Annotated in this window: 2 protein-coding genes; both read left to right on the top strand. The window is 62.8% G+C overall.

The genetic code is table 11. The annotated features are described in order from the left end of the window. Nucleotides 1-429 precede the first annotated feature (429 nt). Nucleotides 430-3,441 (top strand): retention module-containing protein, encoded by a 3,012-nt coding sequence (locus ACTORR_RS15105; protein ID WP_441343701.1) that lies wholly within the window; start codon nt 430-432, stop codon nt 3,439-3,441. Further along, on the top strand, nt 3,422-23,629 hold the full coding sequence (locus ACTORR_RS15100; RefSeq protein ID WP_441343700.1) for an immunoglobulin-like domain-containing protein: 20,208 nt from the start codon (nt 3,422-3,424) through the stop codon (nt 23,627-23,629). The genes ACTORR_RS15105 and ACTORR_RS15100 overlap by 20 nt, the downstream gene beginning before the upstream one ends. Nucleotides 23,630-23,696: the final 67 nt, after the last annotated feature.

The raw sequence follows: 23,696 nt of genomic DNA, 5'->3' as shown, positions 1-23,696 counted from the left end.
TCGCTATTCGAAGGTTTCAAATCGCCAAGAATTTCTGCACGTAGCCAACCTCCGCTGCGATAGGGAAAGACTAACGCGAGATACACAAGTCGCAACCCAGAAATTATACAAAGCCCTCTCCACGCTTGCCGAAGCCAGACAGGACGCGGCCTGTACGCCCGAACGCTGAAAAAGGCAGGTAACAGCGATACAACTAATACGAAAGTAAGAATTGGCAAGCGGCTATTTAACGTTATGACTTTAGATTGGCATCGCTCGCAAAATAGCGATGCAAGTCAATATTTCGACATTCTTTAAACGCGCAAGCGATAAAAGCACGGAAGTTTGACAGACCTATAAGCAGAGGCAATTTAATACTATTCCACTACCCGCCGGTTTTGAGCGCCGAAGGGGCATGGAAGGCACTGGTCGAGTCATCTGGAGAGCCCCATGAGCACCGTAGTCGCCATCGTCAAAAGCATTGTTGGCCAAGTCATCGCAGTATCGCCGGAAGGCATACGGCGCGTGCTCATCGAAGGAGACCGCCTGTTCGCAGGCGAGCAGGTACTGACCGGTGTCGGCGGTGCTGTCACCCTGCAACTGACCGACGGCCGCTATGTAGACCTGGGCCGCGATAGCCAATGGAGCGCCAGCACCGCCGACCACAGCACCGACATGTACCTGGCCACCGCGCAGGCTGCGCCGTCGGTGGAGCAGTTGCAACAGGCGATCCAGGCGGGTGTCGACCCGACCACGGCGCTGGAAGCTACCGCTGCCGGCCCGACCTCCTCGGGCGGCAGCGGCGGCGGTGCGCTTGGCGGCGGGCACAGTTTCGTCCTGCTCGAGGAAACAGCTGCCCGGGTCGACCCGAACGTTGGCTTTCAGACCGGGCCGCTGAACTTCAGCGAAAGCCTTGACTTCGATTTCGCCGCCGGGCGGCAGGCCGCCACCCCAACGGCGGTCGCCGAACTGGCCACCGCCGTGGTGCTGAGTGCAACGCCGTCGGTCAGCGAGGCCGGCGGCAGCATCGTCTATGTCGCCACGGTCGGCCAGGCGCCGCTCAGCGCGCTGACCGTGACCTTGTCCAATGGCGCGGTGATCGTGATCGCCGCCGGACAGACCAGTGGCTCGGTGAGCGTGCCGGTCACGCCAGGCACCACGGTGTACGCGGATGACCGTCACGTCTCGACCAGCATCACCGGCACCAGCGGCGGCGGCATCCTGGTCGCCATCGACGGCACGCCGGCCGAGACCCGCGTGGTTGGCACGGCCGATATCACCACCGCCACCCTCAGCGCCAGCCCGAACGTGACCGAAGGCGGTGCGATCACCTACACCGTGACCCTGAGCAACCCGGCCCAGACGCCAGTCACGGTCACCCTGTCGAACGGCCAGGTCATCAGCATCGGCGCGGGTCAAAGCAGTGGCAGCGTGGTGCTGCAGACGGCCAACGATGTGTACAAGGACGCGACCACCCTTAGCACCCATATCACCTCCGCCATCGGGGGCAACTTCGAGCACCTGGAAGCCAACCCGGCTCCCGTTCTGACCGTGGTCAGCGATTCGACCGATTCCAGTACCGTCACGCTGACCGCCACGCCCTCCGTGGCGGAAGGCGGCGCCATCGTCTACACCGCTAGCCTCTCGGCACCGGTGACTGGCACGCCGGTGGTAGTGACCCTGGCCAACGGCCAGACCATCACTGTGGCGGTCGGCCAGAGCAGTGGCATCGTCAGCGTGCCGGTCAGCAATGATGTTTATCAGGGCCAAGGCCAGGTCAGCACGAGCATCTCCGGGGTTACCGGGGGTAATTTCGAGAATCTGGTCGCTAACCCTGCGCCTGTCAGCACCACCGTCAGTGATATCCGGGACGTCACCACTGTCAGCCTGAGCGCGAGCCCGAGCGTGGCCGAAGGCGGCCAGATCATCTACACCGCAACCCTCAGCAACCCGGGCCAGACCGCCGTCACGGTGACTCTGAGCAACGGCCAGAGCATCACCATCGCGGCGAACCAGACCTCGGGCAGCGTCAGCGTGGCCGCACCTGCCGATAACCACTATGCCGATGCCAGCCTGGTCAGCGCGCGTATCACCAATGCCACGGGCGGCAATTTCGAAAGCCTGGCGGTCAACGGCACGCCAGCGGTGACCGCGATCACCGATACCCTCGACACCACGACTGTGACCCTGACCGCCACGCCGTCGGTGGCCGAAGGCGGCACCATTGTCTACACCGCCACCGTCAATGCCCCAGTCACAGGCTCACCTGTGGTGGTGAGCCTGGCCAATGGGCAGACCATCACCATCCCGGTCGGGCAAAGCACGGGAACGACGACTGCCTCTGTGGATAACGATGCCTACCAGGGGCATGCGCCGGTCAGCAACAGCATCACCGGGGTCACGGGCGGCAATTACGAAAATCTGGTGGCCAATACCGCGACCGTCAGCACTGCGGTGACCGATGTTCAGGACACCACCACCGTCTCGCTGTCGGCGACGCCGAGCGTGGCTGAGGGTGGACAGATCGTGTACACGGCGACGCTGACCAATGCTGCGCAGTCGCCAGTGACCGTGACCCTGAGCAATGGCCAGGCCATTACCATTGCTACCAACCAGACCACTGGCAGCGTCGCGGTCGCCACGCATGGCGATAACCCCTATCTCGATGCCGGCCAGGTCAGCGCCAGCATCACCACTGCCAGCGGGGGTAACTTCGAAAACATTGCCATCAACGGCACGCCAGCGGTGACCACCGTCACCGATACCGTCGACACCGCGACCGTGAGCTTGACCGCCACGCCTTCGGTGTCCGAGGGTGGGACCATCGTCTACACCGCCACGGTGACCGCACCGGTCACTGGCTCCGCCGTCGTGGTAACTCTGGCAAATGGGCAAACCATCACCATCCCGGTCGGGCAAAGCTCCGGTACCGCCACGGGCGCCGTGACCAATGACGTCTATCAAGGCCACGCGGCTGTTACCAACAGCATTACCAACGTCAGCGGCGGCAACTACGAGAATCTGGTGGCTGACAATACCCCGGTCAGCACCACCGTCAATGATGTGCAGGACACCACCTCGGTCTCGCTGTCAGCAACGCCGAGCGTTGCCGAAGGTGGCCAGATCGTGTACACCGCGACCCTGACCAATGCTGCACAGTCGCCAGTGACCGTGACCCTGAGCAATGGCCAGACCATCACCATCGGTGCCAACCAGACCACTGGCAGCGTTGCGTTCGCCACGCACGGCGACAACCCGTACCTCGATGCCGGACAGGTCAGTGCCAGCATTACCAATGTATCGGGCGGCAACTTCGAAAATCTGGTAGTCAACAGCACGCCAGCGGTGACCAACGTCACCGACACCGTCGACACTTCGACCGTGAGCCTGACCGCCACGCCATCGGTGGCAGAGGGCGGCACCATCGTCTACACCCGCCAGCGTGACCGCGCCGGTTACTGAATCTGCGGTAGTGGTGACCCTGGCCAATGGGCAAACCATCACCATCCCGGTCGGCCAAAGCTCCGGTACCGCCACGGGTGCCGTGACTAACGACGTCTATCAAGGCCACGCGGCGGTCACCAACAGCATCACCAGCGTCAGCGGCGGAAACTACGAAAACCTGATTGCCAACCAGGCGCCTGTCAGCACCGCCGTTACCGATGTCCAGGACACCACGACCGTCTCGCTGACGGCGACGCCCAGCGTGGCCGAGGGTGGGCTGATCGTTTACACCGCCACCCTGACCAATGCTGCGCAGTCGGCGGTTACAGTCGCGCTGAGCAATGGCCAGACCATCACCATCGGCGCCAATCAGACCTCTGGGAGCGTCGCCGTTGCCGCGCCAGCCGATGATCCGTACCTCGACGCCGGACAGGTCAGCGCACGGATCACCAATGTCTCGGGTGGCAACTTCGAAAACCTGGCGATCAACAGCACGGCGGCAGTCACCACTGTCAGTGATACCATCGACACCTCTACCGTTACGCTAACCGCGACCCCATCTGTGACCGAAGGCGGCACCATCGTCTACACCGCCACGGTGAATGCGCCGGTCACCGGTAGCCCGGTCGTAGTCGGCTTGGCCAATGGGCAAACCATCACCATCCCAGTCGGGCAGTCCTCCGGTACCGCCACGGGTGCCGTCACCAACGATGTCTACCAAGGCCACGCGGCAGTTACCAACAGCATTACCAGCGTCAGCGGCGGCAATTACGAGAACCTGGTCGCCAACCAGGCACCGGTCAGCACCTCCGTTACCGATGCCCAGGACACCACTAGCGTCACCCTGACCGCCACGCCGACCGTGGCGGAAGGCGGCACCATTATCTACACGGCAACAGTGGGCGCCCCTGTCACCGGCAGTCCGGTCGTAGTCAGCCTGGCCAACGGCCAGAGCATCACCATCCCGGTCGGCCAAAGCTCCGGTACCGCCACGGGTGCCGTGACTAACGACGTCTACCAAGGCCACGCGGCGGTCACCAACAGCATCACCAGCGTCAGCGGCGGCAACTACGAAAACCTGGTTGCCAACCAGGCGCCTGTCAGCACCACCGTTACCGATGTCCAAGACACCACCACCGTCTCGCTAACGGCAACGTCATCCGTGGCGGAAGGCGGGACCATTATTTATACGGCGTCAGTTGGAGCCCCTGTTACTGGCAGTCCGGTCGTAGTCAGCCTGGCCAACGGCCAGACCATCACCATCCCGGTCGGCCAGAGCTCCGGTACCGCCACGGGTGCGGTGAGCAATGACGTCTATCAAGGCCACGCAGCGGTCACCAACAGCATCACCAGCGTCAGCGGTGGCAATTACGAAAACCTGATTGCCGACCCGGCACCGGTCTCTACCACCGTCACCGACGTACAAGACACCACTACGGTGTCGCTGACGGCGACGCCCAGCGTGGCCGAAGGCGGCACTATCGTTTACACCGCTACAGTAGGTGCGCCCGTCACCGGCAGCCCGGTCGTAGTCAGCCTGGCTAACGGTCAGACCATCACCATTCCGGTCGGCCAAAGCTCCGGTACCGCCACCGGCGCCGTGACCAACGACGTCTACCAAGGCCATGCCGCGGTCACCAACAGCATCACCAGCGTCAGCGGCGGCAATTACGAGAACCTGGTCGCAAACCAAGCGCCTGTCAGTACCACCGTAACAGATGTCCAGGACACCACCACGGTGTCGCTGTCGGCAACGCCAAGCGTGGCCGAGGGTGGGGAGATCGTTTACACCGCCACTCTGAGCAATGCTGCGCAGTCGGCGGTAACCGTCACGCTAAGCAACGGCCAGACCATCACCATCGGTGCCAATCAGACCTCCGGAAGCGTCGCCGTTGCCGCGCCCGCTGATGATCCATATATCGATGCCGGCCAGGTGAGCGCCCACATCACCAATGCCTCGGGTGGCAACTTCGAGATCCTGGCGATCAACAGCACGGCGGCAGTCACCACCGTCAGTGACACCATCGACACCTCAACCGTCACGCTAACCGCCACCCCATCTGTGACCGAAGGCGGCACCATCGTTTACACCGCAACAGTGAATGCGCCGGTTACCGGAAGCCCTGTTGTAGTCAGCCTGGCCAACGGCCAGACCATCACCATCCCGGTCGGCCAAAGCTCCGGCACCGCCACCGGCGCCGTGAGCAATGACGTCTATCAAGGCCACGCGGCGGTCACCAACAGCATCACCAGCGTCAGCGGTGGCAATTACGAGAACCTGGTCGCAAACCAAGCGCCTGTCAGTACCACCGTAACAGATGTCCAGGACACCACCACGGTGTCGCTGTCGGCAACGCCAAGCGTGGCCGAGGGTGGGCAGATCGTTTACACCGCCACTCTGACCAATGCTGCGCAGTCGGCGGTAACCGTCACGCTAAGCAACGGCCAGACCATCACCATCGGTGCCAATCAGACCTCCGGAAGCGTCGCCGTTGCCGCGCCCGCTGATGATCCGTATATCGATGCCGGTCAGGTGAGCGCCCACATAACCAATGCCACGGGTGGCAACTTCGAGATCCTGGCGATCAACAGCACGGCGGCAGTCACCACCGTCAGTGACACCATCGACACCTCAACCGTCACGCTAACCGCCACCCCATCTGTGACCGAAGGCGGCACCATCGTTTACACCGCAACAGTGAATGCGCCGGTTACCGGAAGCCCTGTTGTAGTCAGCCTGGCCAACGGCCAGACCATCACCATCCCGGTCGGCCAAAGCTCCGGCACCGCCACCGGCGCCGTGAGCAATGACGTCTATCAAGGCCACGCGGCGGTCACCAACAGCATCACCAGCGTCAGCGGTGGCAATTACGAGAACCTGGTCGCAAACCAAGCGCCTGTCAGTACCACCGTAACAGATGTCCAGGACACCACCACGGTGTCGCTGTCGGCAACGCCAAGCGTGGCCGAGGGTGGGCAGATCGTTTACACCGCCACTCTGAGCAATGCTGCGCAGTCGGCGGTAACCGTCACACTAAGCAATGGCCAGACCATCACCATCGGTGCCAATCAGACCTCCGGAAGCGTCGCCGTTGCCGCGCCCGCTGATGATCCATATATCGATGCCGGTCAGGTGAGCGCCCACATCACCAATGCCTCGGGTGGCAACTTCGAGAACCTGGCGATCAACAGCACGGCGGCAGCCACCACCGTCACTGACACCATCGACACCTCAACCGTCACGCTAACCGCCACCCCATCTGTGACCGAAGGCGGCACCATCATCTACACCGCCACGGTGAATGCGCCGGTCACCGGCAGCCCGGTCGTGGTCAGCCTGGCCAACGGCCAGACCATCACCATCCCGGTCGGCCAAAGCTCCGGTACCGCCACGGGTGTGGTGACCAATGACGTCTATCAAGGCCACGCGGCCGTCAGTAACCAAATCACTGCGGTCAGCGGCGGCAATTATGAGAACCTGGTCGCCAATCAGGCGCCTGTCAGCACCACCGTTATCGATGTGCAGGACACCACCACGGTTTCGCTGTCGGCGACGCCAAGCGTGGCCGAAGGTGGGCAGATCGTTTACACCGCCACAGTAGATGCGCCCGTCACTGGCAGCCCGGTCGTAGTCAGCCTGGCTAACGGCCAGACCATCACCATTCCGGTCGGTCAAACCTCCGGTACCGCCACCGGCGCCGTGAGCAATGACGTCTATCAAGGCCACACGGCGGTAACCAACAACATCACCAGCATCAGCGGCGGCAACTACGAAAACCTGGTTGCGAACCAGGCACCGGTCAGCACTGCGGTCACCGATGTTCAGGACACCACCACCGTCACCCTGACCGCCACGCCGTCCGTGGCGGAAGGCGGCACTATCATTTACACCGCCACAGTAGGTGCGCCGGTCATCGGCAGCCCGGTCGTAGTCGGCTTGGCCAATGGGCAAACCATCACCATCCCAGTCGGGCAGTCCTCGGGTACCACCACGGGTGCCGTCACCAACGATGTCTACCAAGGCCACGCAACGGTCACCAACAGCATTACCAGCGTCAGCGGCGGCAACTACGAAAACCTGGTTGCAAACCAAGCGCCTGTCAGCACCGCCGTTACCGATGTCCAGGACACCACGACCGTCTCGCTGACGGCGACGCCAAGCGTGGCCGAAGGTGGGCAGATCGTTTACACCGCCACTCTGACCAATGCTGCGCAGTCGGCGGTAACCGTCACGCTAAGCAATGGCCAGACCATCACCATCGGGGCCAATCAGACCTCCGGAAGCGTCGCCGTTGCCGCGCCCGCTGATGATCCGTATATCGATGCCAGTCAGGTGAGCGCCCACATCACCAATGCGTCGGGTGGCAACTTCGAGAACCTGGCGATCAACAGCACGGCGGCAGTCACCACCGTCAGTGACACCATCGACACCTCAACCGTCACGCTAACCGCCACCCCATCTGTGACCGAAGGCGGCACCATCATCTACACCGCCACGGTGAATGCGCCGGTCACCGGCAGCCCGGTCGTGGTCAGCCTGGCCAACGGCCAGACCATCACCATCCCGGTCGGCCAAAGCTCCGGCACCGCCACCGGCGCCGTGAGCAATGACGTCTATCAAGGCCACGCGGCCGTCACCAACAGCATTACCAGCGTCAACGGCGGAAACTACGAAAACCTGGTCGCCAACCAGGCGCCAGTCAGCACTGCGGTCACCGATGTACAAGACACCACCACTGTCACCCTGACCGCCACGCCTTCCGTGGCCGAGGGTGGCACCATCATTTACACCGCCACTGTAGGGGCGCCGGTCACCGGCAGCCCGGTCGTAGTCAGCCTGGCTAACGGCCAGACCATCACCATTCCGGTCGGCCAGAGCTCCGGGACTGCCACAGGTGCGGTGACCAATGACGTCTACCAAGGCCACGCGGCCGTCACCAACAGCATCACCAGCGTCAGCGGCGGCAATTACGAAAACCTGGTTGCCAATCAAGCGCCAGTCAGCAGCAGCGTCACAGATGTGCAGGACACCACCACCGTCACCCTGACCGCAACGCCGTCCGTGGCCGAAGGCGGGACCATTATTTATACGGCGTCAGTCGAAGCCCCTGTTACTGGCAGTCCGGTTGTAGTCGGCTTGGCCAACGGCCAGACCATCACCATCCCGGTCGGCCAAAGCTCCGGTACCGCCACGGGTGCGGTGACCAATGACGTCTATCAAGGCCACGCGGCAGTTACCAACAGCATCACCAGCGTCAGCGGTGGCAACTACGAAAACCTGGTCGCCAATCAAGCGCCTGTCAGCACCACCGTTACCGATGTGCAGGACACCACCACGGTGTCGCTGTCGGCGACGCCAAGCGTGGCCGAAGGCGGGCAGATCGTTTACACCGCCACCTTGAGCAACGCCGCGCAGTCTGCAGTGACGCTCACCTTGAGCAATGGCCAGACCATCACCATCGGTGCCAATCAGACCTCCGGCAGCGTCGCCGTTGCCGCGCCAGCTGATGATCCGTACCTCGATGCCGGTCAGGTCAGCGCACACATCACCAATGCCTCGGGTGGCAACTTCGAAAGCCTGGCGATCAACAGCACGGCAGCCGTGACCAGCGTCAGCGACACCATCGATACCTCTACCGTCACGCTAACCGCGACGCCATCTGTGGCCGAAGGCGGCACCATTATCTATACGGCAACAGTGGGCGCCCCTGTCACCGGCAGCCCGGTCGTAGTCAGCCTGGCCAACGGCCAGACCATCACCATTCCGGTCGGCCAGAGCTCCGGGACTGCCACGGGTGCGGTGACCAATGACGTCTACCAAGGCCACGCGGCCGTCACCAACAGCATTACCAGCGTCAGCGGTGGCAATTACGAAAATCTGGTCGCCAATCAAGCGCCAGTCAGCACCAGCGTCACAGATGTCCAGGACACCACCACGGTGTCGCTGTCGGCAACGCCAAGCGTGGCCGAGGGTGGCACCATCGTCTACACCGCCACAGTAGATGCGCCCGTCACCGGCAGCCCGGTCGTAGTCAGCCTTGCCAATGGACAGACCATCACCATTCCGGTTGGCCAAAGCTACGGTACCGCCACGGGTGCCGTGACTAACGACGTCTACCAAGGCCACGCGGCGGTCACCAACAGCATCGCCAGCGTCAGCGGCGGCAACTACGAAAACCTGGTCGCCAACCAGGCGCCAGTCAGTACCACCGTGACCGATGTGCAAGACACCACGACGGTATCGCTGACGGCGACGCCAAGCGTGGCCGAAGGCGGCACTATCATTTACATCGCGACTGTAGGGGCTCCAGTCACCGGCAGCCCAGTGGTAGTCAGCCTTGCCAATGGACAGACCATCACCATTCCAGTTGGACAGAGCTCCGGTACCGCCACCGGCGCCGTGAGCAATGACGTCTATCAAGGCCATGCGGCAGTTACCAACAGCATCACCAGCGTCAGCGGCGGCAATTACGAGAACTTGGTCGCCAACCAGGCACCGGTCAGCACCTCCGTTACCGATGCCCAGGACACCACTAGCGTCACCCTGACCGCCACGCCGACCGTGGCGGAAGGCGGCACCATTATTTATACGGCTACAGTGGGCGCCCCTGTCACCGGCAGCCCGGTCGTAGTCAGCCTGGCCAACGGCCAGACCATCACCATTCCGGTCGGCCAGAGTTCCGGCACTGCCACGGGTGCCGTGACTAACGACGTCTACCAAGGCCACGCGGCGGTCACAGACAGCATCACCAGCGTCAGCGGCGGCAACTACGAAAACCTGGTTGCCAACCAGGCGCCCGTCAGCACCACCGTGACCGATGTGCAAGACACCACCACCGTCTCGCTAACGGCAACGTCATCCGTGGCGGAAGGCGGGACCATTATTTATACGGCGTCAGTTGGAGCCCCTGTTACTGGCAGTCCGGTCGTAGTCAGCCTGGCCAACGGCCAGACCATCACCATCCCGATCGGCCAGAGCTCCGGTACCGCCACGGGTGCGGTGACCAATGACGTCTATCAAGGCCACGCGGCAGTTACCAACAGCATCACCAGCGTCAGCGGTGGCAATTACGAAAATCTGGTCGCCAATCAGGCGCCCGTCAGTACCACCGTTACCGATGTGCAAGACACCACCACCGTCACCCTGACCGCCACGCCCTCCGTGGCGGAAGGCGGGACCATTATTTATACGGCGTCAGTCGAAGCCCCTGTTACTGGCAGTCCGGTTGTAGTCGGCTTGGCCAACGGCCAGACCATCACCATCCCGGTCGGCCAAAGCTCCGGTACCGCCACGGGTGCGGTGACCAATGACGTCTATCAAGGCCACGCGGCCGTCACCAACAGCATTACCAGCGTCAGCGGCGGCAACTACGAAAACCTGGTTGCAAACCAGGCGCCTGTCAGCACCGCCGTTACCGATGTCCAGGACACCACGACCGTCTCGCTGACGGCGACGCCCAGCGTGGCCGAAGGTGGGCAGATCGTTTACACCGCCACCCTGACCAATGCTGCGCAGTCGGCGGTAACCGTCACGCTAAGCAATGGCCAGACCATCACCATCGGGGCCAATCAGACCTCCGGAAGCGTCGCCGTTGCCGCGCCCGCTGATGATCCGTATATCGATGCCAGTCAGGTGAGCGCCCACATCACCAATGCGTCGGGTGGCAACTTCGAGAACCTGGCGATCAACAGCACGCCAGCGGTGACCAACGTTACCGATACTGTAGATACCTCGACAGTGAGCCTGACCGCCACGCCGTCGGTGGCCGAAGGCGGCACGATCATCTACACCGCCACGGTGACGGCGCCAGTCACCGGCTCCTCCGTCGTGGTAACTCTGGCAAACGGCCAGACCATCACCATTCCGGTTGGCCAGAGCTCCGGTACCGTCACGGGTGCGGTGACCAATGACGTCTATCAAGGCCACGCAGCGGTCACCAACAGCATCACCAGCGTCAGCGGTGGCAATTACGAAAACCTGATTGCCGACCCGGCACCGGTCTCTACCACCGTCACCGACGTACAAGACACCACTACGGTGTCGCTGACGGCGACGCCCAGCGTGGCCGAAGGCGGCACTATCGTTTACACCGCTACAGTAGGTGCGCCCGTCACCGGCAGCCCGGTCGTAGTCAGCCTGGCTAACGGCCAGACCATTACCATTCCGGTCGGCCAAAGCTCCGGTACCGCCACCGGCGCCGTGACCAACGACGTCTACCAAGGCCATGCCGCGGTCACCAACAGCATCACCAGCGTCAGCGGCGGCAATTACGAGAACCTGGTCGCAAACCAAGCGCCTGTCAGCACCACCGTTACCGATGTGCAGGACACCACCACGGTGGCGCTGTCGGCGACGCCAAGCGTGGCCGAAGGCGGGCAGATCGTTTACACCGCCACTCTAAGCAATGCTGCGCAGTCGGCGGTAACCGTCACGCTAAGCAATGGCCAGACCATCACCATCGGTGCCAATCAGACCTCCGGCAGCGTCGCCGTTGCCGCGCCAGCTGATGATCCGTACCTCGATGCCGGTCAGGTCAGCGCACACATCACCAATGCCTCGGGTGGCAACTTCGAAAGCCTGGCGATCAACAGCACGGCAGCCGTGACCAGCGTCAGCGACACCATCGATACCTCTACCGTCACGCTAACCGCGACGCCATCTGTGGCCGAAGGCGGCACCATTATCTATACGGCAACAGTGGGCGCCCCTGTCACCGGCAGCCCGGTCGTAGTCAGCCTGGCCAACGGCCAGACCATCACCATTCCGGTCGGCCAGAGCTCCGGGACTGCCACGGGTGCGGTGACCAATGACGTCTACCAAGGCCACGCGGCCGTCACCAACAGCATTACCAGCGTCAGCGGTGGCAATTACGAAAATCTGGTCGCCAATCAAGCGCCAGTCAGCACCAGCGTCACAGATGTCCAGGACACCACCACGGTGTCGCTGTCGGCAACGCCAAGCGTGGCCGAGGGTGGCACCATCGTCTACACCGCCACAGTAGATGCGCCCGTCACCGGCAGCCCGGTCGTAGTCAGCCTTGCCAATGGGCAGACCATCACCATTCCGGTTGGCCAAAGCTCCGGTATCGCCACGGGTGCTGTCACCAACGACGTCTATCAAGGCCACGCGGCAGTTACCAACAGCATCACCAGCGTCAGCGGCGGCAATTACGAAAACCTGGTCGCCAATCAGGCGCCCGTCAGTACCACCGTTACCGATGTGCAAGACACCACCACCGTCACCTTGACCGCCGCGCCTTCCGTGGCCGAGGGTGGCACCATCATTTACACCGCCACAGTAGGTGCTCCGGTCACCGGTAGCCCGGTCCTGGTCAACCTGGCTAACGGCCAGACCATCACCATTCCAGTTGGACAGAGCTCCGGTATCGCCACCGGCGCCGTGAGCAATGACGTCTATCAAGGCCATGCGGCAGTTACCAACAGCATCACCAGCGTCAGCGGCGGCAACTACGAAAACCTGGTTGCCAATCAAGCGCCAGTCAGCACCAGCGTCACCGATGTACAAGACACCACCACTGTCACCCTGACCGCCACGCCTTCCGTAGCTGAGGGCGGCACCATCATTTACACCGCCACTGTAGGGGCTCCGGTCACCGGCAGCCCAGTGGTAGTCAGCCTTGCCAATGGACAGACCATCACCATTCCAGTTGGACAGAGCTCCGGTACCGCCACGGGTGCCGTGACTAATGACGTCTATCAAGGCCACGCGGCAGTTACCAACAGCATTACCAGCGTCAGCGGTGGCAACTACGAAAACCTGGTCGCCAACCAGGCGCCCGTCAGTACCACCGTGACCGATGTGCAAGACACCACGACGGTGTCGCTGACGGCGACTCCCAGCGTGGCGGAAGGTGGCACTATCGTTTACACCGCCACAGTAGGTGCGCCGGTCACCGGCAGCCCAGTCGTAGTCAGCCTTGCCAACGGGCAGACCATCACCATTCCGGTTGGCCAAAGCTCCGGTACCGCCACGGGTGCTGTCACCAACGACGTCTATCAAGGCCACGAGTCAGTCACCAACAGCATCACCAGCATCAGCGGTGGCAACTACGAAAACCTGGTCGCCAATCAGGCACCGGTCAGCACCTCCGTGACCGATGTCCAAGACACCACCAGCGTTACCCTGACTGCCACGCCGTCCGTGGCGGAAGGCGGCACCATCGTCTACACCGCCACAGTTGATGCGCCCGTCACTGGCAGCCCAGTCGTAGTAAGCCTGGCCAACGGCCAGACCATCACCATTCCAGTTGGACAGAGCTCCGGTACCGCCACGGGTGCCGTGACTAATGACGTCTATCAAGGCCACGCGGCAGTTACCAACAGCATTACCAGCGTCAGCGGTGGCAACTACGAAAACCTGATCGCCAACCAGGCGCCCGTCAGTACCACCGTGACCGATGTGCAAGACACCACGACGGTATCGCTGACGGCGACTCCCAGCGTGGCGGAAGGTGGCACTATCGTTTACACCGCCACAGTAGGTGCGCCGGTCACCGGCAGCCCAGTCGTAGTCAGCCTGGCTAACGGCCAGAGCATCACCATCCCGGTCGGTCAAACCTCCGGTACCGCCACCGGCGCCGTGAGCAATGACGTCTATCAAGGCCACGCGGCAGTTACCAACAGCATCACCAGCGTCAGCGGCGGCAACTACGAAAACCTGGTCGCCAACCAGGCGCCAGTCAGCACTGCGGTCACCGATGTACAAGACACCACCACTGTCACCCTGACCGCCACGCCTTCCGTAGCTGAGGGCGGCACCATCATTTACACCGCCACTGTAGGGGCTCCGGTCACCGGCAGCCCAGTCGTAGTCAGCCTCGCAAACGGGCAGACCATCTCCATTCCGGTTGGCCAGAGCTCCGGTACCGCCACCGGTGCCGTAACCAACGACGTCTACCAAGGCCACGCGGCGGTCACCAACAGCATCACCAGCGTCAGCGGCGGAAACTACGAAAACCTGGTCCCCAACCAGGCGCCCGTCAGCACCACCGTGACCGATGTGCAAGACACCACGACGGTGTCGCTGTCAGCGACGCCAAGCGTGGCCGAAGGTGGGCAGATCGTTTACACCGCCACAGTAGATGCGCCCGTCACTGGCAGCCCGGTCGTAGTCAGCCTGGCTAACGGCCAGACCATCACCATTCCGGTCGGTCAAACCTCCGGTACCGCCACCGGCGCCGTGAGCAATGACGTCTATCAAGGCCATGCGGCAGTTACCAACAGCATCACCAGCGTCAGCGGCGGCAACTACGAAAACCTGGTTGCCAATCAAGCGCCAGTCAGCACCAGCGTCACAGATGTGCAGGACACTACCACCGTCACCCTGACCGCCACGCCCTCCGTGGCGGAAGGCGGGACCATTATTTATACGGCGTCAGTCGAAGCCCCTGTTACTGGCAGTCCGGTTGTAGTCGGCTTGGCCAACGGCCAGACCATCACCATCCCGGTCGGCCAAAGCTCCGGTACCGCCACGGGTGTGGTGACCAATGACGTCTATCAAGGCCACGCGGCCGTCAGTAACCAAATCACTGCGGTCAGCGGCGGCAACTACGAAAATCTGGTCGCCAACCAGGCACCGGTCAGCACATCCGTTACCGATGTCCAGGACACCACTAGCGTCACCCTGACCGCCCCGCCGTCCGTGGCGGAAGGCGGCACCATTATTTATACGGCAACAGTGGGCGCCCCTGTCACCGGCAGCCCGGTCGTAGTCAGCCTGGCCAACGGCCAGACCATCACCATTCCGGTCGGCCAGAGTTCCGGCACTGCCACGGGTGCCGTGACTAACGACGTCTATCAAGGCCACGCGGCGGTCACCAACAGCATCACCAGCGTCAGCGGCGGAACCTACGAAAACCTGGTTGCAAACCAGGCGCCTGTCAGCACCGCCGTTACCGATGTCCAAGACACCACGACCGTCTCGCTGACGGCGACGCCCAGCGTGGCCGAAGGTGGGCAGATCGTTTACACCGCCACCCTGACCAATGCTGCGCAGTCGGCGGTAACCGTCACGCTAAGCAATGGCCAGACCATCACCATCGGTGCCAATCAGACCTCCGGAAGCGTCGCCGTTGCCGCGCCCGCTGATGATCCGTATATCGATGCCGGTCAGGTGAGCGCCCACATCACCAATGCCTCGGGTGGCAACTTCGAGAACCTGGCGATCAACAGCACGCCAGCGGTGACCAACGTTACCGATACTGTCGATACCTCGTCAGTGAGTCTGACCGCCACGCCGTCGGTGGCCGAAGGCGGCACGATCATCTACACCGCCACGGTGACGGCGCCAGTCACCGGCTCCGCCGTCGTGGTAACTCTGGCCAACGGCCAGACCATCACTATTCCGGTTGGCCAGAGCTCCGGTACTGCCACGGGTGCGGTGACCAATGACGTCTACCAAGGCCACGCGGCCGTCACCAACAGCATTACCAGCGTCAGCGGCGGAAACTACGAAAACCTGGTCGCCAATCAAGCGCCAGTCAGCACCAGCGTCACAGATGTGCAGGACACCACCACCGTCACCCTGACCGCCACGCCCTCCGTGGCGGAAGGCGGGACCATTATTTATACGGCGTCAGTCGAAGCCCCTGTTACTGGCAGTCCGGTTGTAGTCGGCTTGGCCAACGGCCAGACCATCACCATCCCGGTCGGCCAAAGCTCCGGTACCGCCACGGCTGCCGTAACCAACGACGTCTATCAAGGCCACGCGGCAGTCACCAATAGCATCACCAGCGTCAGCGGCGGCAACTACGAAAACCTGGTTGCCAATCAAGCGCCAGTCAGCACCAGCGTCACAGATGTGCAGGACACCACCACCGTCACCCTGACCGCAACGCCGTCCTTGGCCGAAGGCGGCACCATTATCTATACGGCGTCAGTGGGTGCGCCTGTTACTGGCAGTCCAGTCGTAGTCAGCCTGGCCAACGGCCAGACCATCACCATTCCGGTCGGCCAGAGTTCCGGCACCGCCACTGGCGCCGTCACCAACGACGTCTACCAAGGCCACGCAGCGGTCACCAACAGCATCACCAGCGTCAGCGGCGGCAATTACGAGAACCTGGTCGCCAACCAGGCGCCAGTCAGCACCACCGTGACCGATGTGCAAGACACCACGACGGTGTCGCTGACGGCGACGCCGACCGTGGCGGAAGGCGGCACCATTATCTACACGGCAACAGTGGGCGCCCCTGTCACCGGCAGTCCGGTCGTAGTCAGCCTGGCCAACGGCCAGACCATCACCATCCCGGTCGGCCAAAGCTCCGGTACCGCCACCGGCGCCGTAACCAACGACGTCTACCAAGGCCACGCGGCGGTCACCAACAGCATCACCAGCGTCAGCGGCGGCAATTACGAGAACCTGGTCGCCAACCAGGCGCCAGTCAGCACCACCGTGACCGACGTACAAGACACCACGACGGTGTCGCTGACGGCGACGCCGACCGTGGCGGAAGGCGGCACCATTATCTACACGGCAACAGTGGGCGCCCCTGTCACCGGCAGTCCGGTCGTAGTCAGCCTGGCCAATGGCCAGAGCATCACCATCCCGGTCGGCCAAAGCTCCGGTACCGCCACCGGCGCCGTGAGCAATGACGTCTACCAAGGCCACGCGGCGGTCACCAACAGCATCACCAACGTCAGCGGCGGCAATTACGAAAACCTGGTCGCCAATCAGGCGCCCGTCAGTACCACCGTTACCGATGTGCAAGACACCACTACCGTCACCTTGACCGCCTCGTCCTCCGTGGCCGAGGGTGGCACTATCATTTACACCGCCACAGTAGGGGCTCCGGTCACCGGTAGCCCGGTCATAGTCAGCTTGGCTAACGGCCAGACCATCACCATTCCGGTCGGCCAGAGTTCCGGTATCGCCACCGGCGCCGTGAGCAATGACGTCTATCAAGGCCACGCGGCGGTCACCAACAGCATCACCAGCGTCAGCGGCGGCAATTACGAAAACCTGGTCGCCAACCAGGCGCCCGTCAGCACCAGCGTCACAGATGTGCAGGACACCACCACCGTCACCTTGACCGCCTCGTCCTCCGTGGCCGAGGGTGGCACTATCATTTACACCGCCACAGTAGGTGCGCCGGTCACCGGCAGCCCGGTCGTAGTCAGCCTGGCCAACGGCCAGAGCATCACCATTCCGGTTGGCCAGAGCTTCGGTACCGCCACCGGTGCCGTGACTAACGACGTCTATCAAGGCCACGCGGCAGTTACCAACAGCATCACCAGCGTCAGCGGCGGCAATTACGAAAACCTGGTCGCCAATCAGGCGCCCGTCAGTACCACCGTTACCGATGTGCAAGACACCACCACCGTCACCTTGACCGCCACGCCTTCCGTGGCCGAGGGTGGCACCATCATTTACACCGCCACAGTAGGTGCTCCGGTCACCGGTAGCCCGGTCGTAGTCAGCCTGGCTAACGGCCAGACCATCACCATTCCGGTCGGTCAAACCTCCGGTACCGCCACCGGCGCCGTGAGCAATGACGTCTATCAAGGCCACGCGGCAGTTACCAACAGCATCACCAGCGTCAGCGGCGGCAACTACGAAAACCTGGTCGCCAACCAAGCGCCAGTCAGCACTACGGTCACCGATGTACAAGACACCACCACTGTCACCCTGACCGCCACGCCTTCCGTAGCTGAGGGCGGCACCATCATTTACACCGCCACTGTAGGGGCTCCGGTCACCGGCAGCCCAGTCGTAGTCAGCCTCGCAAACGGGCAGACCATCTCCATTCCGGTTGGCCAGAGCTCCGGTACCGCCACCGGTGCCGTAACCAACGACGTCTACCAAGGCCACGCGGCGGTCACCAACAGCATCACCAGCGTCAGCGGTGGCAACTACGAAAACCTGGTCGCAAACCAGGCGCCAGTCAGCACTGCGGTCACCGATGTACAAGACACCACCACCGTCACCCTGACCGCCACGCCGTCCGTGGCCGAAGGCGGCACTATCATTTACACCGCCACTGTAGGGGCTCCGGTCACCGGCAGCCCAGTCGTAGTCAGCCTTGCCAATGGACAGACCATCACCATTCCGGTTGGCCAGAGCTTCGGTACCGCTACGGGTGCCGTGACCAATGACGTCTATCAAGGCCACGCGGCCGTCACCAACAGCATCACCAGCGTCAGCGGCGGCAATTACGAAAACCTTGTCGCCAACCAGGCGCCAGTCAGCACCAGCATCACGGATGTCCTGGACACCACGACGGTGTCGCTTTCGGCTACACCAAGCGTGGCCGAAGGTGGACAGATCGTTTACACCGCTACCCTGAGCAACGCCGCACAAACGGCGGTGACGGTCACGCTGAGCAATGGCCAGACCATCACCATCGGTGCCAATCAGACCTCCGGCAGCGTCGCCGTTGCCGCGCCAGTTGATGATCCGTATATCGATGCCGGTCAGGTGAGCGCCCGTATCACCAATGCCTCGGGTGGCAATTTCGAGAACCTGGCGATCAACAGTACGGCGGCAGTCACCACCGTCAGTGACACCATCGACACCTCTACCGTCACGCTAACCGCGACGCCATCTGTGGCCGAAGGCAGCACTATCGTCTACACCGCAACCGTCACTGCCCCAGTTACAGGCTCGGCTGTCGTGGTGGCCTTGGCCAGCGGCCAGACCATCACCATCCCGGTCGGCCAAAGCTCCGGTACCACCACCGGCGCCGTAACCAACGACGTCTATCAAGGCCACGCGGCAGTTACCAATAGCATTACCAGCGTCAGCGGCGGCAACTACGAAAATCTGATGGCGAACAAGGCGACGGTCAGCACGACGGTCACCGATGTGCGGGACACCACCACCGTCACCCTGACCGCCACGCCCTCCGTGGCCGAGGGGGGCACCATCGTCTACACCGCCACAGTGGATGCGCCCGTCACCGGCAGCCCGGTCCTGGTCAGCCTGGCCAACGGCCAGACCATCACCATTCCCATCGGCCAGAGCTCCGGCACCGCCACGGGCGCCGTGACCAACGACGTTTACCAAGGCCACGCGCCGGTCGCCAACAACATCACCAGCGTCAGCGGCGGCAATTACGAAAATCTGGTCGCCAACCAGGCGCCAGTCAGCACCACCGTCACCGATGTGCAGGACACCACGACGGTGTCGCTGACGGCGACGCCAAGCGTGGCCGAGGGTGGCCAGATCGTTTACACCGCAACCCTGACCAGCCCGGCGCAAACAGCGGTCACCGTGACCTTGAGCAACGGCCAGACCATCACCATCGGCGCTAGCCAGTCTTCCGGCAGCATCACCGTGGCGGCGCCAGCCGACGACGTCTACATCGGCGCGTCCACGGTCAGCACCACGATCACCAACGCCACCGGCGGCAACTTCGAAAGCCTGGTAGTGAACCCGGCGCCAGCGGTCACCGCCGTGACAGACACGCTGAACACCACCACCCTTGGCATCATCGGCTCAGCCACCGTGGCTGAGGGCAACAACGCAACCTACACGCTGACCCTGAGCAATGCGCCGCAGACCGACGTGGTAGTCAAGCTGAGCTACAGCGGCACCGCCAGCAACGGCGCCGACTACATCGGTGTGGCAACGGTGACGATAAAAGCCAACAGCAACCAGGCCACGTTCACCATCCCAACCTTGAAGGACAACATCGCCGAGGGCACCGAGCAATTCACCATCAAGATCGACTCGGCCACCGGCGGCAACTTCGAGGGGCTTGCGATCAGCCCTACCGCAGGCAGCATCACTACCCAACTCTACGAGCCAGCCCCGGTGCTGGACCTCGACGCCAACGACTCCAGCGGCAAGACGGGCGCCGACTTCCAGACCACCTTCACCGAAAACGGCAGCGGCAACTCGATCAGTGACCTGGATATTTCCATCACCGACTTCGACAGCTCGCAGATGGCCGGTGCCACCGTGACTCTGACCAATGCCCAGGCCGGCGATGCCTTGAACCTGGGCAGCAGCGTCAGCGGCATCACCGTCACCTCCAGCGTGGCCGCCGGCAAGGTAGTCCTGACCTTGACAGGCAACGCCTCGCTGGCCGACTACATGCAGGCGATCAAGAACATCACCTTCGTCAACACCAGCGAGGACCCGAGCACCACGCCGCGGATCATCACAGTCACGGTCACCGACGGGGTCAACGTGTCCAACACCGCCACCACCACAGTCAACGTGGTGGCGGTCAATGACGCGCCAGTGTCCGCCGGCGGCGCCGTCACCGGGGTCGAGGACACTGCGGTAGTGCTGACCTGGAGCAACTTCAACGTCACTGACGTCGACAGCCCAGTCACGAGCCTGGGTGTGACCATCACCCAGCTACCGGCCCTCGGCACCCTGCAGTACAACAACGGCACGAGCTGGGTGAACGTGGCCCTCAACCAGACCATCAGCCAGGCCGACATTACCGCTGGCAAGCTCAAGTTCGTGCCGCTGGCCAACCAGTCGGGCGTCAACGGCTATGGCGGCACCGGGATGGGCAACAACCAGGCTGACTATGCGCAGATCAAGTTCAAGCCCACTGACGGCGTCACCCCCGGCAGCGAAACCATTCTGAAGGTGGACATCACTCCGGTCGCCGACGCACCGACCCTGTCGATCGGCAGCAACAGCGTCAACTCGCTGGGCCTGACCAAGGAAACCTGGACCACCCTCACCGGCCTGGGCACCAACGGCAACGGCATTACCGGTGATGCACTGAAGACGGTGTTCACCAACTCTGGCACCGCTACCTCGTCCACGACCATCACCAACGTGCAATCCGATTCCAGCGTAGCGGCGCAGAGCGGCTCGAAGACCTCCGGCCTGGTGTACCTGGAGGCCGGCAAGACCTACACCTTCAGCGGCAACGCCGACGACAGCCTGCTGGTGAACATCGGCGGCAAGAACGTCGTCACCGCCACCTGGGGCTCGGGCTCGGGGACCGTCTCGGGCACCTACACGCCGACCACCAGCGGCTACTACACCCTGGAGATCTACCACGCCAACCAGTCCGGCCCGGGTAGCTACGATGTCAACATCTCGGTCAACGGCAGCGCTGCCGGCGACTTCAACAGCACCACCATCCCGATGTACCAGAACGTCACCGCCCTGACCAACGCCGGGGTCACCGTGTCCGACCTGCACGGCAGCAACGGCACCCAGGGTTACTACGATGGCTACAAGCTCAACGAAGGGCCGGAAAACGGCAGCGTCAAGCTGGTGGGTATCGGCAGCAACCTGACCGATACCGACGGCTCCGAGACCCTCAGCGTGAAGCTGAGCGGTATTCCGGCAGGCTCGGTGATCAGTGACACTGCCGGGCACACCGCCACCGTGGGCGCCACCGCAGTCGATGTCAGTGGCTGGACGTTGAGCAGCCTGACGATCAAGCCACCGGCCTACTACAGCGGCCAGTTCGACGTGAAGGTCAGCTCGACCTCCACCGAGTCGGTCGGCGGCAGCTTCGCCATCACCGAAGGCACCCTCAAGGTCACGGTCTACCCGGACACCTACACCACCAGCCAGCTGACCACCGCCAATGACAGCACCACCGGTACCTACGGCGATGACATCATCATCGCCGACAGCGCCGGCCTGCACATGACCGCCGGCACCAACTACAACCTCGCCTTCATCGTCGACACCTCGGGCAGCATGAGCACCACCGGCATCGACGCGACCAAGGCGTCGCTGGCCACCACGTTCCAGACGCTGCTGGCGGATGCCAAGGCCACCGGGGTCGGCACGGTCAACGTGCTGCTGGTGGACTTTGCCACCCAGGTCAAGAGCACCGTCTCAGTCACCCTCAACGACGCTGGCCTCAAGACGCTGCTGAACGCCCTGAGCGGCATGAGCGCGGACGGCGGTACCAACTACGAGGATGCCTTCAAGACCACCGCCAACTGGTTCCAGAACCTGAAAAATGCCGGCGTCACCGGCACCAACCAGACCTACTTCCTCACCGACGGCCAGCCGACCTACTACCAGACTGGCGAGCAGACCAACCCGACCCTGGCCAACAGCTCGGTCAAGCTCGACACCCTGCTCAGCAACGTCAGTTACAAGATGGGTGACACCCTGACCAACTACCAGCTGGACACCAGCAACCGGGTGTCGATCGACACCACCGGCAAGCTCACCGCCGAAACCCGCAGCTTCGACCTGCTGAGCCTGAGCTACAAGTGGAGTGCAGTCACCACCGGCCTGATCCACGCCGAAGGCAACGGCGGCTACGAGCTGTCGAAACTGGCCGGCACCGGCAGCACCACCACCAGCGACACCCTGACCAACGCCACCTCAAGCTTCGCGCTGCTCTCGGCGCTGTCATCGGTCGAAGCCGTCGGCGTCGGCACAGGCATCGCCGCCACCGACCTGAAACCGTTCGACAGCGACGGCGTACCCCAGGTCAACGTCGACCCAAGCAAGATCTCCGATGCGATCCTCGGCCACACCGTCCAGACCATCGCCGGCGCCGACACCATCAGTGGTGGCGACGGACACGACATCATCTTTGGCGACCTGGTGAGTTTCGACTCGATCCCCGGCAGCGGCATCGAGGCAGTCCAGGCCTTCGTCGCGACGAAGCTAGGCGTGGACACAAGCTTGGTGGATGCCAAGGTGATGCATCAATACATCAGCGAGCATTACACCGACTTCGACCTGTCGCGTACCAACGACGGTGCCGACACCCTGCTGGGGGGCGGTGGCAACGACATCATCTTTGGTCAGGGCGGCAACGATTACCTCGATGGCGGCAAAGGCAACGACATCTTGCTCGGCGGCACCGGCAACGACACCTTGCTCGGTGGTGAAGGCAACGATCTGCTGTTCGGCGGGGCCGGCAACGACATGCTGACCGGTGGCAAGGGCAATGACATCCTCAGCGGTGGCGCCGGTGCAGATACCTTCGTGTGGAAAGCCGGCGACATCGGCCAGGATGTGATCAAGGACTTCAAGCTGAGCGAAGGCGACCGCCTCGACCTGACCGACCTGCTGCAGGGGGAACGTGGCACGACCATCGACAACTACCTGAAAATCACCACCGTGGGCGGCGAATCGACCCTGCAGATCAGCACGGAAGGCAAGCTCAATGCAGCCGGCGGGCTGGCCAATGCTGACGTGTCGATCAAGCTGGAAGGGGTGAACTGGTCGAACACCAGCATCAACTCGCTGATCAGCGGCGCAGACCCAACCATCAAGATCGATAACAACAACAGCTGACTGGCAGGCGCAGCAGGTCAAAGTTGCCTATGCTGCGCCAGGAGCCACCATGAAGGAACCGGGGTGA

This window comes from Pseudomonas sp. SAR267, from assembly GCF_052077595.1.
Taxonomy (GTDB): Bacteria; Pseudomonadota; Gammaproteobacteria; order Pseudomonadales; family Pseudomonadaceae; genus Aquipseudomonas; species Aquipseudomonas vlassakiae.
The sequence above is the reverse complement of the archived record's forward strand: the minus strand, read 5'-3'. Positions and strand labels throughout refer to the sequence as shown.